This is a genomic window from Streptomyces sp. AC602_WCS936 (assembly GCF_019049125.1).
GTDB lineage: Bacteria > Actinomycetota > Actinomycetes > Streptomycetales > Streptomycetaceae > Streptomyces.
In genome coordinates, this window is the sequence record NZ_JAGMUF010000120.1 from 109,054 (window position 1) to 125,495 (window position 16,442).

Sequence of the window (16,442 nt, forward strand, 5' to 3'; positions counted from 1 at the left end):
ACGCGGAGCGCCCCACCCGTGGTCTACGCCCGCAGTCCGTCCCACACCAGCGACAGATACCGGCGGACGGACGCCGGCTCCCCGCCCTCCCGGTCGCCCGCCCCGGCCGCCGTGGCCACCCCGTGCACCAGCCGCAGCACCTCGATCGGCTCCACGTCCCGCCGCAGCGTCCCCGCCTCCTGCGCCGCCCGCACCAGCCGGCCGGCCGCGCCGCGCAGGCAGTCGCCGCACGCCGTGTCCACCGTCGAGCCGCCGGCCGTGACGGCGGTGCCGAGCAACGCCCTCATTCCGCGGACCTGGATCATTCCGACGCCCAGTTCGTCCAGCCACTCCCGCAGCGCCTCGCCCGGCGCCCGCTCGGCCGCGACGACGTCCGCCCGCGCCGCGATCGCCTCGATCCGGTCCAGGTAAGCGGCCTCCAGCAACGCCTGCCGAGTCGGAAAGTGCCGGTACAGGGTGCCGACGCCGACCCCCGCGCGCTTGGCGATGTCGTCCAGGGAGGCGCCCTCACCGTGCTCGGCGAAGGCCGCCGCCGCGACCTCCAGCAGCCGCTCACGGTTGCGGCGGGCATCCGCGCGCATGGCCCTGACCTGCGCCATCCCACTACTCCCTGTACACCGGGGTCTTCCGCCGAACCCTACCGCGCACCCGTGCGGCCGGGCTCAGGCCGCCCAGGGCCAGTCGGCGTCCCGGGCGGCTTCGAGCAGCGGAACCATCCGGAACGCCGCGTCCGACAGGCCGCCGAAGGTGTGCCGGTTGGCCTTGCCCGACGGGCCGTGGCCCGCCCGGTACCCGGCCAGGTTCCAGGTGTAGACCGGAACGTGTGCCGGGACCTGCTCGGTCGGGTCGCCGTGCCGGTTGTACGCGTACTGCTCGTCGGTGACGATCAGCACCCGGTCGTGCTCCTTGTAGTGCCGGCGGACCGCGTCGGTCGTGTCGGTGCCGCCGAGGTCGCCGAAGCGCTCCAGGACCTTCAGGACCGACTCGCCCTTGTGGTACTTCACGCGGTTGCTCGACGTACCGAACTCGACGAGGTCCGCGTCGGCCGCCCGCAGCGCGAACGCCGTACCGAAGACCGCCGCCGCGTCGGCCCGGGTGAGTTCCGAGCGGTCCGACATCCGCGAGTAGAACATCGAGCCGGAGCGGTCCACGAGGACGAGCGTCCGGCCGGGCAGTGCGGGAACGTTGGCCAGCGAGTGCCCGAGCGCCTGCTCCAGCGGGTACGACCAGCGCAGCGACGGCGCGTGCCGGTACGCGGCGAGGTAGCGGAAGGGGAACTGCCGCGAGCGCGCCACCTCGGCCGGGTCGCTGATGCGCGCCGCCACCCGGGCCGCGACCTCGTCCGAGACCCCGGCCTCGTCGAAGTTGCGGAGGTTTCGCAGCAGCGCCATGACACCCATGGACGGGACCACGGCCTCCCAGGCCGCCTTGTCCATCGGCCCCTGGAGCCAACCGGCCAGCATCTCCCACGTGACGCCCGCCGTCCTCAGCCGCTCGGCACCGTCGGGCGCCGTGACGACCGCTCGCCGCTCCTCGACGGGCAGCGCCATCAGCTCGCGGTGCGCCGTGAGGACACGGTTCGAGGCGGGCGGCACCGCGGTGTCCGGGTTGTGGCGGCGGTCCAGCGCGTACTGGAACAGCTCGCCCTGCCACGGCTTGTCCGGGTCCGGCGCCGCGTGCACCAGGTTGAGGATGTCGCCGAAGCGGTAGCCCTTGGAGGCGGTGTCGTACTTCAGCAGCGACTTGCCGTGGTAGAGCCGCCGTACGGCGTCGGCGATCCCCCGCTTGACCGGCTTGGGCACGGCACGTCCGTACGTCGACGTCCAGTACGCGAGCAGCTCGCCGGGCTCGTCGGGGCGCTGGAGGACGGAGGCGACGACCTGCCGGTTCGACGGCCCGTCGGTGACCCCGTGGGCGAGGCGGGCCTTGACGTACTCGGCGGCGCCGACGATCGATGCGGTGCGCAGGTTGCCCTCGCCGCGCAGCCAGCCGAGCAGGCCGGCCGTCCAGGCCGGGGCGGAGACGGCGAGTTCGCGCACGAGCGTGGCGAACCGGTCGTCGCGGGCGGCACCGGACTCGTAGAAGGTCTGCTGGGACACGAAGTTGGCGACCGCGAGGAGGAAGAGCTCGGAGCGCGCGTCGCGCTCGTGGCCCCGGCCGCCCTCGAAGGTGCGCAGTACGCGGCCCGTCGACGTCACGCGCGAGGTGGGCTGCGCCTTCGCGGCCTTGGTGTTGAAACGCGCCATGGTGAATTCCCCCGAATTCCTCTCGGCGGGAGGGCGCGGCGGAAGGAGGGTGCCCGAGGTCGGGATCGGCGACGGGAACATTCGGATGCTCTGCCGTTTGAGCTACACCGACCCGAAGTCGATGACGGGATTCGAACCCGCAACCGTCCGATCAAAGGAAGTATCCGCTGCCTGCGCACCGGGCACCCACCAGTTGCCGCGCCTCCCGAGTTCAAGTCGGCCGTGGCGTCTGATTCGATCACAACGAAGTAGCCGCAGCCCGCGCACCGGGAGGTGCGTGAAGTTCTAGGTGTCCAGAGTTCAGGTCGGCGGAACCGACAAGGTGCTCTATCCCCTGAGCTACACCGGCGCGTTGTGCCGGTGACGGGACTCGAACCCGTGGCCGCCCCATTGAGAGTGGAAGTAGGTCCTGCCTTCGCACCTGGACGTTCATCACTCTAAAAGGGCGGCCGTCGCTCGGGCGAGCGAATTAATCACCGGCGCTTCTGCCGCTTCCAGGGCCCGGTGATCGCGAGCATGATGCCGGGGTCCTGGATGTTGGCGTAGAGGGTCTTCCCGTCGGGCGAGAAGGTGACTCCGGTGAATTCGCTGTACTCCGGGTCGTCCTCGCTGCCGACGTTCAGTTCGTTGCGGGCGATGGGGTAGGTGCGCCCGCTGTCGGTGGCGCCGAACAGGTGCTGAACGCCGTCGCCGTCCTCGGCGATGACCAGGCCGCCGTACGGGGAGACGGTGATGTTGTCGGGGCCGTCGAAGGCGCCGTCCGCCGACGGGTCGGGGTTGACGCCGAGGAGGACCTTGAGGGTGAAGGTGCGGCGAGCCGGGTCGTAGAACCAGACCTGGCCGTCGTGCGGGCGGCCGGGGCTCTCGTCACGGGCGAAGGAGGAGACGACGTAGGCGCCGCCGTCGGCCCACCACATGCCCTCCAGCTTGCGGGCCCGGGTGACCTGGCCGTCGGTGAACTGCTTGCGCACGGAGGTGCCCCGGGCGTCGCGGTCGGGGACGTCGACCCAGTCGACGCCGTAGACCGTGCCGGTCCTCGTCGCGCGGGAGAGGTCGTCGACGAACTTGCCGCCGGAGTCGAAGCACTTGGCGGCCTGGAGGGTCCCGGCGTCGTCGGCGAGGGTGCGCAGCCGGCCGCGACCGTGCCGGAAGCCCTCCGGCGGTGCCCAGCGGTAGAGGAGGCCGTTGGGGCCGGAGGCGTCCTCGGTGAGGTAGGCGTGACCGCGCTTGGGGTCGATGACGACGGCCTCGTGGGCGTAGCGGCCGAGCGCCTTGATCGGCTTGGGGTCCCGGTTGGCGCGGCGGTCCTCGGGGTCGACCTCGAAGACGTAGCCGTGGTCCTTGGTCATCCCCTCCTCGCCGGCCTTGTCCTCGGTCTCCTCGCAGGTCAGCCAGGTGCCCCAGGGTGTGCTGCCGCCCGCGCAGTTGGTGGCGGTGCCGGCGATGCCGACCCACTCGGCGACGTGGCCGCCGCGGCGGACCTCGACGACCGTGCAGCCGCCGGCCGCGGCCGGGTCGTAGACGAGGCCCTCGGTGAGGGGGACGGGGTGCGGCGAGTCGTCGCGGTGGCCGCCGATCTCGTGGTTGTTGACGAGGAGGGTGGTGCCGCGCGGGCCGTCGAAGGCGGCGGTGCCGTCGTGGTTGGACGGGGTGTACTCGCCCGACTCCAGCCTGGTCCGGCCGCAGTAGGTAATGATCTCGTAGCGGAAGCCGGCGGGCAGGGCGAGGATGCCGTCCGGGTCGGGGATCAGGGGGCCGTAGCCGACCCCGCCGTGGTCGTGTCCGTGTCCGTGTCCATGGCCTCTGCCGTGCCCCTCCCCCGCGCTCTCGGTGTCCGTGGACGCGAGGGCGTTCGGGGCGGTGGCGAGGGCGCCGACGCTGCCCGCCAGCGCGATCCCGGCGCCGGTGAGCGCGGATCGGCCGGCGAAGTCCCTGCGGGTGAGCGACATGGTGTCTCCTGTGACGGTGGACGTGCCGTGGAGGGTGGCGGACCTCGTTCGGCGTCACGGTGGCGCCCGCGCCTGAACGGGAGTTGAACGGTGCGCGGCGCCCGCTGGGCAGCCCGCACAACCGCGGGCACGGTCGGGCGCCGCCTCCGCTCATGGGGTCCCTCCCGCGCGAGCGAAGCCGGGAGTGCGGGAGAAGCCGGGAGTGCGCGGGCACCCCGCCGGCGCCGGGCGGCTTCACCCACCCGCCCCGGTCGCCCGGCGTCAGCCCCCGTGCTGCGACCGCGCCTTGAACGCCGCCTTCCGCGCTTCCTTGGCGACCTTCTTGTCGGGGTGCAGCCGCCCCATCGCCTCCAGGACGTCCGGCGTGGCCGGGTGGCCGACCCGCCAGGCCGTGTCGAAGAACCCGCTGTGCTGCTGGGCCAGCCCCTCCACCAGTGCGCGCAGTTCGTCGGAGTTGCCCTCCGCCGCGAGCTGCGCGGCCACGGTGTCGATGGTCAGCCAGAAGACCATCTCCTGCGGTGGCGCCGGCACGTCCCGCGCGCCGTGCTCGGTCAGCCAGACCCGGGCGAGGCCGCCCAACTCGGGGTCGTCGAGGACCTCCCGCAGCGCGGGCTCCGCCTCGGTGCCGACCAGGGACAGCGCCTGCTGGCAGCGGAGCCGGCGCAGGGGGGCGCCGGGGTCCGTGCCGCGGGCGGCCGCGAGGAGTTCGCGGGCGGCGTCGAGGGGGCCGCGGCCGGCCAGCCACAGCTCGGTCTCCGCGTGGGCCGCGGCCGGCGGGAAGGGTGCCGTGCCGTCGAGCAGGACGTCGGCGCCCTTGTCGGCGAGGTCTCCGACGACGGGTGCGTCGAAGCCGGCCTCCTGGAGCCTGGTGCGCAGCCCGTACAGCCCGAGCGGGGTGAGCCGCACCATGCCGTAGCGGGTGACGTCGGCGTCGTCGTCGGGTGCCGCCGGTTCCTCGTCCGCGTCGGCCATCAGGGCCTCGTCGACCGGCCGGTAGGCGACGAGGCCTACGGGCTCCAGCAGCCGGAACTGGTCGTCCAGCCGCATCATCGCGTCGGAGACCTGTTCCAGGACGTCGTTGGTGGGCTCGCCCATGTCGCTGGGCACGATCACCGACGCGGCCAGCGCGGGCAGCGGCACCGGGGTGTCCCCGGCCCCGTCCTCGCCGACGGTGAGCAGGTAGAGGTTGCCGAGCACCCCGTCGAGGAACTCCGCCTCGGCCTCCGGGTCCCAGTCCAGGGACGACAGGTCGACCGCGCCGCCCTCGGCCATCGCGTCGACCAGGTCGTCGAGGTCGGGCACGCTCGCGTCCGCGAGCACCGTCTCCAGCGCGGTGAGCCACACGCCGAGCACGTCCTGCGGGGAGCCGCCGGTGAGCAGGGCGAGGTCGTCGCCCTGCGCGACGGTGCCCGTCTCCTCGTCGGTGATCTCGACGAGCCCGGTGTCCACGGCGATCCGCCAGGCCTCGCTCGCGTACGCGGCGGCGTCGTCGCCGGTCAGCCCGAGCTCTCCGGCCGCCGCCGGCAGCTGCTCCTCGACGAGTTCGCCGCCGGCGTCGACGCGGGTGGCGGGGCCCGTCCAGCGGGCCAGCCGGGCGGCCCGGGCGAGCAGTGGCGTGGACAGCGCGTCGCGAGCCAGCTCCGCTTCGGGGCGCAACCGTGCGGGCGGCAGGGTGGAGCGGTCTGACATCGGCTGTTTTCTCCTCGCGCGTTCCGGACGCCGTACGGCTCAGCCGCTCAGCCTAGACGGAATTGCACCCATGCCGCCCGGTTCATCTCCCCGACGGGTGCAGTACATGGCCGAAACCTTGACAACTGACCTGGCCAGGCAGGAGATTGACGCGCGTAGAAAGCGGGGGGACAAGTGTTCACCCAGGTCCGCCCACTCAGGTTTCCGTGTGCCCTGCGGCACCTCGCGTCCCACGTCCCACTCCCACCCTCGTCCCGGCGCTCCGTCACGTCCCCGGAGGGATTCCGTTGGCCAGCAAGTCCTCCGCGCGCCTCGCCGCGCTCACCGTCGCCGCCGTCTGCTCGGCGGCCTCCACGATCGTCCTCACCTCACCCGCGCACGCCGACTCCGTGCGCATCCACGACATCCAGGGCGGCACGCGGCTGTCGCCGTACGCGGGCGAGCAGGTCACCGACGTGGCCGGAATCGTCACCGGCGTCCGCGGCTACGGCTCCTCCAGAGGTTTCTGGATCCAGGATCCGCGGCCCGACGCCGACCCGGCCACCAGCGAGGGCGTCTTCGTCTTCACCGGCTCCACCCCGAAGGGTGTGGCCGTAGGTGACGCGGTCACCGTCTCCGGCACGGTCTCGGAGTACGTGCCCGGCGGCACCTCCTCCGGCAACCAGTCGCTGACCGAGATCACCCGCCCGACCTTCACGGTCGTCTCCAGCGGCAACGAGGTCCCGGCCGCGACGACGATCTCCGCCCGTTCCGTGCCGCGCGCGTACGCCCCCGAGGGCGACGAGGACGCGAACGGCTCGGTCAACGGCCTGCCGCTGCGGCCCGCGAAGTACGCCCTGGACCACTACGAGTCCCTGGAGGGCATGAACGTCCGCGTCGCCGACGCCCGCGTGGTCGGCGCCTCCGACCCGTACACCGAGCTGTGGGTCACGGTGAAGCCCTGGGAGAACGCCAACCGCCGCGGCGGCACGGTGTACGGCTCGTACGACTCCCAGAACTCCGGCCGCCTCCAGATCCAGTCCCTGGGCAAGCCGGCCGACTTCCCCGACGCCAACGTGGGCGACACCCTCGCCGGCACCACCGCGGGCCCGCTGGACTACAACCAGTACGGCGGCTACACGATGGTCGCGAGCGAGATCGGCACCCTGGAGAGCGGGGGCCTGGAGCGGGAGTCGACGCGCCGGCAGAGCGGCCGCGAGCTGGCGGTGGCGACGTACAACGTCGAGAACCTCGACCCGTCCGACGACACCTTCGCGGCGCACGCCGAGGCGATCGTGCACAACCTCGCCTCGCCCGACATCGTGTCCCTGGAGGAGATCCAGGACGACAACGGCGCCACGGACGACGGCACGGTGACCGCCGGCGCGACGGTCGGCAAGCTGGTCGACGCGATCGTCGCGGCCGGCGGCCCGCGCTACGACTGGCGCGGCATCGACCCGGTGGACGGCGAGGACGGCGGCCAGCCCGGCGGCAACATCCGCCAGGCGTTCCTGTTCAACCCCGAGCGGGTCTCCTTCACCGACCGCGGGGCAGGCGACGCGACCACCGCGACCGGGGTGACGAAGGTGCGCGGCAAGGCGGCGCTCACCCACTCCCCCGGCCGCGTCGACCCGGCGAACGCGGCCTGGGAGGACAGCCGCAAGCCGCTGGCCGGCGAGTTCGTCTTCCGCGGCCGGACCGTCGTGGTCATCGCCAACCACTTCAACTCCAAGGGCGGCGACCAGAGCCTGACGGCGCAGTACCAGCCGCCGTCGCGCAGCTCGGAAACCCAGCGCCACGCACAGGCGAAGGTGGTGAACACCTTCGTCAAGGACATCCTGGCCACCCAGCGGAAGGCGGACGTCGTCGTCCTCGGCGACATCAACGACTTCGAGTTCTCGAGGACGACCCGTCTCCTGGAGGACGACGGCGTCCTGTGGTCGGCGGTCAAGTCGCTGCCGAGGAGCGAGCGTTACTCGTACGTCTACCAGGGCAACAGCCAGGTCCTGGACCAGATCCTGGTCAGCCCGTCGATCCGGTGGCACGGGCGGCTGTCGTACGACAGCGTGCACGTCAACGCCGAGTTCCACGACCAGATCAGCGACCACGACCCGCAGGTGCTGCGGTTCCGTCCGTAACCCGTACCGCGTGGGGGCGGGTTCAGCGGGGCACGAGGCCGAGGGCGTGGTCGTAGCGGTTGACCGTGCTGCTCTTGAGGCCGGGCCAGTTCTGCACCCGCTTCCACCGGGCGGATCCCGAGCCGACGCCGTCGCCGGGTGCGGCGAGGGCGTCGATGTGGGCCTGGGCGCTCTCCCACTCGGCGTAGTTGAGGACGCGGGTGCCGTCGGTGCTGAGGTGGAAGTGGGCGGAGATGCCGCCGGGGTGCTGCTCCGGCTCGCTCTCCAGGGCTTCGAGGACGGCGTCCACCCAGGCGCGCTGCCGGTCGGGGTCGGGCGACTCGAACTCGACGTCGACGATGACGACGCAGCCGGGGACGGGCGCCGTGCCGTCCTCGCGGGTGAGGCTGCGGTAGTGCCGGTACCTGCCGAGCCACAGTCGCTCGATGCCCGGCACGGCGGTGTCGATCTCGTCGACGCGCTCCTGCCGGTGGGTCTTGACGAAGGCCTCGTACGCCTGCTCGTCGGCCCACTGCGAGTGGTGCAGCAGCGTGCTGCCGTCGTGGCCGGTGTAGACGTGGTAGCCCAGCAGGTCGTCGGCGGGCCAGGGCCGGCGCTCCCAGGTGCGGGCGATGACGTCGACGGTCTGCCGCTGCCGTTCGGGGGTGCCCACCCGCCAGGTGCTGAAGAAGGGTGCCTGGACGTCGGGGCGGGCGAGTTCGGGGTGGGCGTCGGTACGGCGGGTCATGCCGGCCTCCATCGGTCGGTGGTTCGTCGGGTGCACGCACCACACTCGGGGCTCGACCAAGGTTGAGGTCAAGTGCCCTCCGGCCGGACATGCGTGAGGAGGGGCCCGTTCGCAGGCCCCTCCTCGCGTCGTGCCCTCAGCAGGGCCCGCGGTGGCGGCGCCGCAGCACGCCCGCCGCCACGACCGCGCCCGCCGCCGCCCCGGCGACCAGCACCGCCCGGGGATGCCCGAGCCCCGCCCGCACCGCGCCGCGAGCCCGCTGCGGCACGCGCCGCTCGACGGTGTGGCCGGCCCTGCCCGCCTTGTCCTGCACGGTGTGGCCGGCCTGACCCGCCTTGTCCTGCACGGCGTGCCCCGCCTGCCCGGCCTTGTCCTGCACGGTGTGGCCGGCCTGACCCGCCCTGTCCTGCACGGCGTGACCGGCCCGGCTCGCCTTGCCCTGCACCGCGTGCCCGGCCTGCGCGGCGGAACTGCGCAGCTGCACGGTCATGGCGCCGGCCTTGTCCCTGAGGTCGGCGGCCCGGGCCTTGGCACGGCCCTTCACGTCCGCCTTGCCGGCCAGCTCCTCCACGGTGTCGCCGAGCTGGCTCCGGGTCTGTTCGATCTGCTGCCGCAGCTCGTCGGGGCCCTTGGCCCCGCCCACTGGCTGCGCGGTGGAGCCGGCCCTCGTGCCGTCCCCGCTCGTCGCGTCGGTCATCGATGCGCCCTTTCCCTGATCACGTCCACGTCGGTCCTGACGCTGCCGAGGGTCGCCTCGGGTTTCGGGGGCACGGCGCGGCGGAGCTGAGTGCGGCCCATCATGGCCAGTACGCCCGCGATCACGAAGAGCACCGCCGTCACGATGAGCGCCGCGGCCCAGACGGGCAGCGCCAGCGAGAGCGCGGCGGTGGCCGTGCCGGCCAGCGCGAACAGACCGACGTACGCGATGGCTCCCGCGGCGCCGAGCATCCCGCCGCCGCGCCCGGCGCGCTTGCCCTTCTCGGCCAGTTCCATCTTGGCGAGGGCCACTTCCTGGCGCACGAGCCGGGAGAGCTGTTCGGTGGCCTGACCGACGAGATCGCCCACGGAGTGCTGCTGCTCGTCGCGCACCGGCCTGGTGTGCATGGTCCCGGTCACGGTTCCGCCTCCTCTCGGTTCGGAGCACCCCGGGTACCCCCGGCCGACCGGCACTACCCCTGCCGGTGTCCGCCCACCGATCTCGCAGCGTCCCTTACTGGTACCTCGTAGCAGATTTAAGTAGAGCTGCACGGTCGTCGCGCCGACACTGCTTCCATGACGACGGACCACCGCTCCCCCGCTCCTTTCGGCCGCGCCCTGTGCGCCATGGTCACGCCCTTCACCGAGTCCGGCGCGCTCGATCTGGACGGTGCCCAGCGGCTCGTCGACCGGCTGGTGTCGGCCGGCTGTGACGGTCTGGTGCTGTCCGGCACCACGGGCGAGTCGCCGACCACCACGGACGCCGAGAAGGCGGCGCTGGTGACGGCGGTGCGGGAGGCGGTCGGCGACCGCGCGGCGCTGGTCGCCGGGGTGGGCACCGCCGACACGCGGCACACGGTGGAGCTGGCGCTGGCCGCGGAGAAGGCCGGCGCGGACGGGCTGCTGGTGGTGTCGCCCTACTACAGCAGGCCTCCGCAGGACGCCCTGGAGGAACACTTCCGGGAGGTCGCGGACGCGTCCGGTCTGCCCCTCGTGCTCTACGACATCCCCGGCCGCACCGGCACCCGCATCGAGCCCGACACGCTGGTCCGTCTCGCCGGCCACCCGCGGATCGTCGCCGTCAAGGACTGCTCCTACGACCTTCTCGGCACCCAGAAGGTCCTCTCCCGCACCGACTTGGCCTACTACGCGGGCTGCGACGAGCAGGTCCTAGCCCTGTACGCGGTGGGCGCGGCGGGGTACGTCAGCACGGTCGCGAACGTCGTACCGGAGCTGTTCCGGTCCGTCCTCGACGCCTTCGACGCGGGCGACACGGGGCGGGCCGCTCTGCTGCAGCGCCGGGCGGTCCCGCTGATCGAGGCGATGATGGCGGCGGGTCTGCCCGGCACGGTCACGGCGAAGGCGCTGCTGGGCGCGCTGGGCCTGCCCGCGGGCCCGGTCCGGGCCCCGCTGCGGGCCGCGGACCGGGAGACGACCGGCGCCCTGCTGACCGCCTACGAGGAGCTGGTCGCCGGCGCCGGTCAGCTCCAGGTGTAGCCGTCGCCGAACAGCAGGGTGTGTTCCAGTACGTCCTCCGCCGGGTCGTCGATCTGCCCCACGTTGACGTTGAGGAGGCCGACCCGGGGGCCGTTGTGCGAACCGGTGGTGGTCTCGTCGGCGTGCGCGGCCCCCGCCGGGGCCCAGCACACCAGCACGGCGGCGCCCGCCCCGGCCAGCCAACGCGCCACGGTCCTCGCCCGCTCGTTCGTCATACCAGGTCCTCGTTTCGTCGGATCGGCGTCTGATCGGACTCTGCGTCCACCCGTTCATCCGCCAAGACCACCGGAAGGTCACGGCCGTCATCCGTATGTGCGGGGGGCGCTCGGAGCACGCGGAGGCAAATCGTGTTGGCACCACACCACCCGCGAGCCTAGGGTCGCGCGGTGAGCAGACGACGTTATGTGGCCCGGGGCGTTCCGGACGGATACCGGATCTGGGACAACCGCAGGGGCCGCTTCTGGGGTGAGCACTACGAGCTGTGCCCGGACGACCTCCTGCAAGAGCTGAACGGCGCGGCCGACCGGGACCGTATCACCGCGCTGCTGAAGCGGTACCGGGCTCTGAAACGCTGAACGCCCTCCCGGCGCGCCGTGGACGGACGCGTCGGGAGGGCGGTTCGGTTCGGGGCCGGCGACCTCGGTCGGTCAGTTGTGGCTGTGCAGAACCTCGTTCAGGCCGCCCCACACCGCGTTGTTCGGGCGGGCCTCGACCGTGCCCGTGACCGAGTTGCGGCGGAAGAGGATGTTGGAGGCGCCGGAGAGTTCGCGGGCCTTGACGACCTGGCCGTCGGGCATGGTCACGCGGGTGCCCGCGGTGACGTAGAGACCGGCCTCGACCACGCACTCGTCGCCCAGCGCGATGCCGACGCCCGCCTCGGCGCCGACCAGGCAGCGCTCGCCGATGACGATGCGCACGTTGCCGCCGCCCGAGAGGGTGCCCATGGTGGAGGCGCCGCCGCCGATGTCGGAGCCGTCGCCGACGACGACGCCCGCGGAGATGCGGCCCTCGACCATCGAGGTGCCCAGCGTGCCGGCGTTGAAGTTGACGAAGCCCTCGTGCATGACCGTGGTGCCCTCGGCCAGGTGCGCGCCGAGCCGGACGCGGTCGGCGTCGGCGATGCGGACGCCCTTGGGGGCGACGTAGTCCGTCATGCGCGGGAACTTGTCGACCGAGGTGACCTGGAGGTGCAGGCCCTCGGCGCGGGCGTTGAGGCGGACCTTCTCGATGTCGTCGACGGCGACCGGGCCCAGCGAGGTCCAGGCGACGTTGGCGAGGTGGGCGAAGATGCCGTCCAGGTTCTGGCCGTGCGGCTGGACCAGGCGGTGGGAGAGCAGGTGCAGGCGCAGGTAGACGTCGTGCGTGTCGACCGGCTTCTCGTCCAGCGAGGAGATGACCGTGCGGACCGCGACCACCTCGACGCCGCGGCGGGCGTCGGGACCGACCGCGGCGGTGGCGCCGCCGCCGAGCAGTTCGGCCGCCTGCTCGGCGGTGAGTCGCTCGGTGCCGGACGGTCCGGGCTCGGCGGCGAGTTCCGGGGCGGGGAACCAGGTGTCGAGGACGGTGCCGTCGGCGGCGATCGTGGCGAGCCCGGCGGCCACGGCGCCGGTGGTGCGGGAAGCAGTCGTGTCGGTCATGAGGGCAACCTAACCGGCCGGGGGCTCCGGTTGCGAACCGACCGCCGGGCATCTCACGTGCCGGTCGCCCCCACCCCGGCCCGCGCCCGCCCGTCTCGGCCCAGCACCCGCGCCAGCACCTCCCGCGCGTAGTCCTCGTCGTACACCGAGTCCGTCAGGAGCACCTGCAGGCAGATCCCGTCCAGGACCGCGACCAGCGCCCGCGCCGTCACCGGGTCCGTCCGGGTGGCGAGGAGCGCGCCCACCCCTTCGCACCACTCCGCGGCCACCGGGCGCAGCGCGGGACGGCGCAGGGCCGCCAGATACAGCTCGTACTCCAGCTCGACGCCCGTGCGGTCCCCGCCCAGCCACTCGCCGAGGACGCGGGCCAGCTCGGCGGGGAGGTCCGCGCCGGGGTCGGCGAGGGCCGGGTGCCCCGCGACCACCTTGGCGAAGCCCTCGTTGGCCTGGCGCAGGGCGGCGACCAGGAGTTCGTCGAGGGTGGCGAAGTGGTACGTCGTCGAGCCCAGGGGGACGTCCGCCTCGGCGGCGACCGTGCGGTGGCTGAGGCCCGCGATGCCCTGCCGCCCGACGACCCGGATCGCCGCGTCGATGATCCGCTGACGCCGCTCGGGGTCGTGGCGGCGCGGCATCAGTGCGCTCCGCCCAGGTTGAGGACGACGACGCCGATGATGATCAGCGCGATGCCGGCGGCCTTGGCCGTGGTCATCCCCTCGCCCATGAACGCCACGCCGATGGCGGCGATGGCCGCCGTGCCGACACCGGCCCAGATGGCGTAGGCGGTGCCGACGGCGAGGGTCTTCAGGGTCTGGGCGAGCAGTGTGAAGGAGAGGATGTAGGCGAGTGCCGTCAGTAGCGAGGGGACCAGCCTGGTGAAGCCCTCGCTGTACTTCATGGCGGTGGTGCCGGCGACCTCGGCGGCGATGGCTCCGGCCAGGAGCAGATATCCCATGTGTACGAGCGTACATAACGAAGGCGTCCACACGCACGAGAACGGCGGCGCCCATCGGGCGCCGCCGTTCTCTCAAGCGGTGTGTCTCAGACGTCTCAGACGTTGAAGCCGAGCGCGCGCAGCTGCTCGCGGCCGTCGTCCGTGATCTTGTCCGGGCCCCACGGCGGCATCCAGACCCAGTTGATCCGCAGCTCGTTGACGAGGCCGTCCGTGGCGGACTTGGCCTGGTCCTCGATCACGTCGGTCAGCGGACAGGCCGCCGACGTCAGGGTCATGTCGATCGTCGCGATGTTCGCGTCGTCGATGTGGACGCCGTAGATCAGGCCCAGGTTGACGACGTCGATACCCAGCTCGGGGTCCACGACGTCCAGCAGGGCTTCGCGAACCTCCTCCTCGGAGGCCGGCTTCATTTCCACGGTCTCACTCATGCCGTCGTCTCCTTCTCGGCGTCGGCGCCGTCCAGTGCCTGGGCCGTCGCGTCCTTCCAGGCCATCCAGCTCAGCAGGGCGCACTTGACCCGGGCCGGGTACTTCGAGACCCCGGCGAACGCGACCGCGTCCTCCAGGACCTCCTCCATCGCGTCGTCGGGCTCGATCCGGCCCTTGGACTGCATCAGCTCCAGGAAGGTCTCCTGGATCTGCTGTGCCCGGGCCAGGTCCTTGCCGACCAGCAGGTCGTTCAGCACGGAGGCGCTGGCCTGGCTGATCGAGCAGCCCTGCCCCTCGTAGCTGACGTCGCTGATCGTCGTGCCGTCGTACTTCACGCGGAGGGTGATCTCGTCACCGCATGTCGGGTTGACGTGGTGGACCTCGGCGTCGCCATCCCGCAAGCCCCGCCCGTGCGGGTTCTTGTAGTGGTCCAGGATGACTTCCTGGTACATGGAGTCCAGCTTCATGCTCTTCGCTCGTCCCGTCAGCCGAAGAAGTTCCGTACGTGCTCCAGGCCGTCGACCAGGGCGTCGATCTCGGCCGGCGTGGAGTACAGATAGAACGACGCTCGCGTGGTCGCAGGAATTCCGTAGCGCAGGCAGACGGGGCGGGCGCAGTGGTGGCCGACCCGGACCGCGATGCCCTGTTCGTCCAGGACCTGACCGACGTCGTGGGGGTGGATGTCGCCGAGCGTGAAGCTGATCGCCGCGCCGCGCTCCTCGGCCGTGGTGGGGCCGATGATGCGCAGGTCCGGGACCTCCAGCAGCCGCTTGACGGCGTACTCCGTGAGCGCGTGCTCGTGGGCGAGGATCTTGTCCATCCCGATCGAGTTCAGGTAGTCGATCGCCGCGCCCAGGCCGACCGCTCCCGCGATGGGGGGCGTGCCCGCCTCGAACTTGTGCGGTGCCGGGGCGTAGGTGGAGGAGTGCATCGAGACGGTCTCGATCATCTCGCCGCCGCCGAGGAACGGGGGCAGGTCCTCCAGCAGCTCCTGGCGGCCCCACAGGACGCCGATGCCGGTCGGGCCGCACATCTTGTGGCCGGTGAAGGCCACGAAGTCGGCCTGGAGGGCCTGGACGTCCATCGGCATGTGCGGCGCGGCCTGGGAGGCGTCGATGCACACGAGCGCGCCGACCTCCTGGGCGCGGCGCACGATCGCCTCGACCGGGTTCTGGGTGCCCAGGATGTTGGAGACCAGCACGAAGGAGACGATCTTCGTCTTCTCGGTGATGACCTCGTCGATGTTGGACAGGTCCAGGCGGCCGTCGTCGGTCAGGCCGAACCAGCGGAGCTTCGCGCCGGTGCGCTGCGCGAGCAGCTGCCACGGCACGATGTTGGAGTGGTGCTCCATCTCCGTGATGACGATCTCGGTCTCGTGGTCCACGCGGTAGGGCTCGTCGGCCCAGCCCAGCATGTTGGCCACGAGGTTGAGGGACTCCGAGGCGTTCTTGGTGAAGATCACCTCGTCGCGGGAGGGCGCGTTGATGAACTCCGCGACCTTGTCCCGCGCGCCCTCGTACAGCGCCGTGGCCTCCTCTGCGAGGACGTGCACGCCACGGTGGACGTTGGCGTTGTGCTGCTCGTAGTACTCGTCGAGCACGTCGATGACCTGGCGCGGGGTCTGCGAGGTCGCGGCGTTGTCGAGGTAGACGAGCTTCTTACCGTCGTGGAGCACGCGGTCCAGGATCGGGAAGTCCTTGCGGATCGCCTCGGTGTCGAGGAGGCCCGGCAGCTGTGTCACTCGGATGCGCCGCCCTTCGTGTATGCCTCGTAGCCCTCGGCCTCCAGCTTGTCGGCCAGCTCGGCGCCGCCCGACTCGGCGATGCGGCCGTTCGCGAAGACGTGGACGTGATCGGGCTTGATGTAGCGCAGGATGCGCGTGTAGTGGGTGATCAGCAGGGTGCCGACCTCGCCCGACTCATGGACCCGGTTGACGCCCTCGGAGACGACGCGCAGGGCGTCGACGTCGAGGCCGGAGTCGGTCTCGTCGAGGATCGCGATCTTCGGCTTGAGCAGCTCCAGCTGGAGGATCTCGTGGCGCTTCTTCTCACCACCGGAGAAGCCCTCGTTGACGTTGCGCTCGGCGAAGGCGGGGTCCATGTTGAGGCGCTCCATGGCCTCCTTGACCTCCTTCACCCAGGTGCGCAGCTTGGGGGCCTCGCCGCGGACGGCGGTGGCGGAGGTGCGCAGGAAGTTGGAGACGGAGACGCCGGGGACCTCGACCGGGTACTGCATGGCGAGGAAGAGGCCGGCGCGGGCACGCTCGTCGACGGACATCTCCAGGACGTCCTCGCCGTCGAGGGTGACGGTGCCGCCGGTGATCGTGTACTTGGGGTGACCCGCGAGGGAGTAGGCGAGGGTCGACTTGCCGGAGCCGTTGGGGCCCATGATGGCGTGCGTCTCGCCCTGCTTCACGGTGAGGTCGACGCCCTTGAGGATCTCCTTCGTGGCGTTGTCGGCCTCGACGGTGACGTGCAGGTCTCGGATTTCAAGCGTTGCCATGG

General features: G+C 71.9%; 18 protein-coding genes and 1 tRNA gene. 3 read left to right on the forward strand and 16 right to left on the reverse strand.

All coding sequences use genetic code 11. The features are described 5' to 3' along the window. Positions 1–23 precede the first annotated feature (23 nt). The 5 genes from KUM03_RS32905 to KUM03_RS32925 all read right to left on the reverse strand — a co-directional run bounded on the left by KUM03_RS32905 (position 24) and on the right by KUM03_RS32925 (position 5,884). On the reverse strand, positions 24–599 hold the full coding sequence (locus tag KUM03_RS32905) for a TetR/AcrR family transcriptional regulator (RefSeq protein ID WP_217254236.1): 576 nt from the start codon (positions 597–599) through the stop codon (positions 24–26). A gap of 63 nt (positions 600–662) precedes the next feature. After that, positions 663–2,246, reverse strand: a complete 1,584-nt coding sequence (locus KUM03_RS32910; protein WP_217254237.1) for a TROVE domain-containing protein — start codon at positions 2,244–2,246, stop codon at positions 663–665. 355 nt (positions 2,247–2,601) lie between these two features. After that, positions 2,602–2,727: transfer RNA gene (locus KUM03_RS32915), tRNA-Glu, on the reverse strand. Then, positions 2,720–4,195: an alkaline phosphatase PhoX gene (locus KUM03_RS32920; RefSeq protein WP_217254238.1), complete on the reverse strand. Its 1,476-nt coding sequence runs from the start codon at positions 4,193–4,195 to the stop codon at positions 2,720–2,722. Before KUM03_RS32920 ends, KUM03_RS32915 begins: the two co-directional genes overlap by 8 nt. 261 nt (positions 4,196–4,456) lie before the next feature. Then, positions 4,457–5,884, reverse strand: a complete 1,428-nt coding sequence (locus KUM03_RS32925; protein ID WP_217254239.1) for a hypothetical protein — start codon at positions 5,882–5,884, stop codon at positions 4,457–4,459. A gap of 287 nt (positions 5,885–6,171) precedes the next feature. Here KUM03_RS32925 and KUM03_RS32930 point away from each other — a divergent pair, with 287 nt between their 5' ends. Next, complete coding sequence (locus KUM03_RS32930; protein WP_217254240.1) at positions 6,172–8,001, forward strand: endonuclease/exonuclease/phosphatase family protein; 1,830 nt, start codon at positions 6,172–6,174, stop codon at positions 7,999–8,001. Between the two features lie 22 nt (positions 8,002–8,023). Here KUM03_RS32930 and KUM03_RS32935 read toward each other — a convergent pair whose 3' ends face one another. The 3 genes from KUM03_RS32935 to KUM03_RS32945 form a co-directional block, all read right to left on the reverse strand. Beyond that, entirely contained in the window at positions 8,024–8,728 is a 705-nt protein-coding gene (locus tag KUM03_RS32935) for an antibiotic biosynthesis monooxygenase family protein (protein ID WP_217254241.1), read from the reverse strand. A gap of 136 nt (positions 8,729–8,864) precedes the next feature. Further along, entirely contained in the window at positions 8,865–9,425 is a 561-nt protein-coding gene (locus tag KUM03_RS32940; RefSeq protein WP_217254242.1) for a DUF3618 domain-containing protein, read from the reverse strand. Next, on the reverse strand, positions 9,422–9,844 hold the full coding sequence (locus KUM03_RS32945) for a phage holin family protein (protein WP_217254243.1): 423 nt from the start codon (positions 9,842–9,844) through the stop codon (positions 9,422–9,424). The genes KUM03_RS32940 and KUM03_RS32945 overlap by 4 nt, the downstream gene beginning before the upstream one ends. Positions 9,845–10,000: 156 nt before the next feature. Between KUM03_RS32945 and dapA the strand changes: the two genes are divergently transcribed. Then, on the forward strand, positions 10,001–10,921 hold the full coding sequence (gene dapA, locus KUM03_RS32950; protein ID WP_217254244.1) for a 4-hydroxy-tetrahydrodipicolinate synthase: 921 nt from the start codon (positions 10,001–10,003) through the stop codon (positions 10,919–10,921). Here the strand turns inward: dapA and KUM03_RS32955 are convergent. Further along, a complete protein-coding gene (locus tag KUM03_RS32955; RefSeq protein WP_217254245.1) occupies positions 10,906–11,136 on the reverse strand; it encodes a hypothetical protein in 231 nt (76 codons plus the stop codon). The genes dapA and KUM03_RS32955 overlap by 16 nt on opposite strands. 171 nt (positions 11,137–11,307) lie before the next feature. On the opposite strand from KUM03_RS32955, the gene KUM03_RS32960 reads away from it, so the two are divergent. Beyond that, complete coding sequence (locus KUM03_RS32960) at positions 11,308–11,496, forward strand: hypothetical protein (RefSeq protein ID WP_217254246.1); 189 nt, start codon at positions 11,308–11,310, stop codon at positions 11,494–11,496. Between the two features lie 72 nt (positions 11,497–11,568). On the opposite strand, the gene dapD is transcribed toward KUM03_RS32960, so the two are convergent. The 7 genes from dapD to sufC form a co-directional block, all read right to left on the reverse strand. Further along, positions 11,569–12,558, reverse strand: a complete 990-nt coding sequence (gene dapD, locus KUM03_RS32965; RefSeq protein ID WP_217254247.1) for a 2,3,4,5-tetrahydropyridine-2,6-dicarboxylate N-succinyltransferase — start codon at positions 12,556–12,558, stop codon at positions 11,569–11,571. 53 nt (positions 12,559–12,611) lie between these two features. Then, positions 12,612–13,190, reverse strand: a complete 579-nt coding sequence (locus KUM03_RS32970; protein WP_217254248.1) for a TetR/AcrR family transcriptional regulator — start codon at positions 13,188–13,190, stop codon at positions 12,612–12,614. Next, complete coding sequence (locus KUM03_RS32975; protein ID WP_217254249.1) at positions 13,190–13,510, reverse strand: multidrug efflux SMR transporter; 321 nt, start codon at positions 13,508–13,510, stop codon at positions 13,190–13,192. The genes KUM03_RS32970 and KUM03_RS32975 overlap by 1 nt, the downstream gene beginning before the upstream one ends. A gap of 95 nt (positions 13,511–13,605) precedes the next feature. Further along, positions 13,606–13,938: a metal-sulfur cluster assembly factor gene (locus KUM03_RS32980; RefSeq protein ID WP_007448279.1), complete on the reverse strand. Its 333-nt coding sequence runs from the start codon at positions 13,936–13,938 to the stop codon at positions 13,606–13,608. Further along, positions 13,935–14,405, reverse strand: a complete 471-nt coding sequence (gene sufU, locus KUM03_RS32985) for a Fe-S cluster assembly sulfur transfer protein SufU (protein WP_019329253.1) — start codon at positions 14,403–14,405, stop codon at positions 13,935–13,937. The genes KUM03_RS32980 and sufU overlap by 4 nt, the downstream gene beginning before the upstream one ends. Before the next feature lie 17 nt (positions 14,406–14,422). Next, positions 14,423–15,679, reverse strand: a complete 1,257-nt coding sequence (locus tag KUM03_RS32990; protein WP_217254250.1) for a cysteine desulfurase — start codon at positions 15,677–15,679, stop codon at positions 14,423–14,425. Continuing rightward, positions 15,676–16,440, reverse strand: a complete 765-nt coding sequence (gene sufC, locus KUM03_RS32995) for a Fe-S cluster assembly ATPase SufC (protein WP_217254251.1) — start codon at positions 16,438–16,440, stop codon at positions 15,676–15,678. Before sufC ends, KUM03_RS32990 begins: the two co-directional genes overlap by 4 nt. Between the last annotated feature and the right edge of the window lie 2 nt (positions 16,441–16,442).

Bases quoted from the DNA above. Each gene is read 5' to 3' on its own strand.
- dapD (WP_217254247.1), bottom strand. From the start codon at position 12,558: ATGACCGACACGACTGCTTCCCGCACCACCGGCGCCGTGGCCGCCGGG.
- KUM03_RS32970 (WP_217254248.1), bottom strand. From the start codon at position 13,190: ATGCCGCGCCGCCACGACCCCGAGCGGCGTCAGCGGATCATCGACGCG.
- KUM03_RS32955 (WP_217254245.1), bottom strand. From the start codon at position 11,136: ATGACGAACGAGCGGGCGAGGACCGTGGCGCGTTGGCTGGCCGGGGCG.
- KUM03_RS32920 (WP_217254238.1), bottom strand. From the start codon at position 4,195: ATGTCGCTCACCCGCAGGGACTTCGCCGGCCGATCCGCGCTCACCGGC.
- KUM03_RS32940 (WP_217254242.1), bottom strand. From the start codon at position 9,425: ATGACCGACGCGACGAGCGGGGACGGCACGAGGGCCGGCTCCACCGCG.
- KUM03_RS32935 (WP_217254241.1), bottom strand. From the start codon at position 8,728: ATGACCCGCCGTACCGACGCCCACCCCGAACTCGCCCGCCCCGACGTC.
- sufU (WP_019329253.1), bottom strand. From the start codon at position 14,405: ATGAAGCTGGACTCCATGTACCAGGAAGTCATCCTGGACCACTACAAG.
- sufC (WP_217254251.1), bottom strand. From the start codon at position 16,440: ATGGCAACGCTTGAAATCCGAGACCTGCACGTCACCGTCGAGGCCGAC.
- KUM03_RS32980 (WP_007448279.1), bottom strand. From the start codon at position 13,938: ATGAGTGAGACCGTGGAAATGAAGCCGGCCTCCGAGGAGGAGGTTCGC.
- KUM03_RS32975 (WP_217254249.1), bottom strand. From the start codon at position 13,510: ATGGGATATCTGCTCCTGGCCGGAGCCATCGCCGCCGAGGTCGCCGGC.
- KUM03_RS32905 (WP_217254236.1), bottom strand. From the start codon at position 599: ATGGCGCAGGTCAGGGCCATGCGCGCGGATGCCCGCCGCAACCGTGAG.
- KUM03_RS32910 (WP_217254237.1), bottom strand. From the start codon at position 2,246: ATGGCGCGTTTCAACACCAAGGCCGCGAAGGCGCAGCCCACCTCGCGC.
- KUM03_RS32925 (WP_217254239.1), bottom strand. From the start codon at position 5,884: ATGTCAGACCGCTCCACCCTGCCGCCCGCACGGTTGCGCCCCGAAGCG.
- dapA (WP_217254244.1), top strand. From the start codon at position 10,001: ATGACGACGGACCACCGCTCCCCCGCTCCTTTCGGCCGCGCCCTGTGC.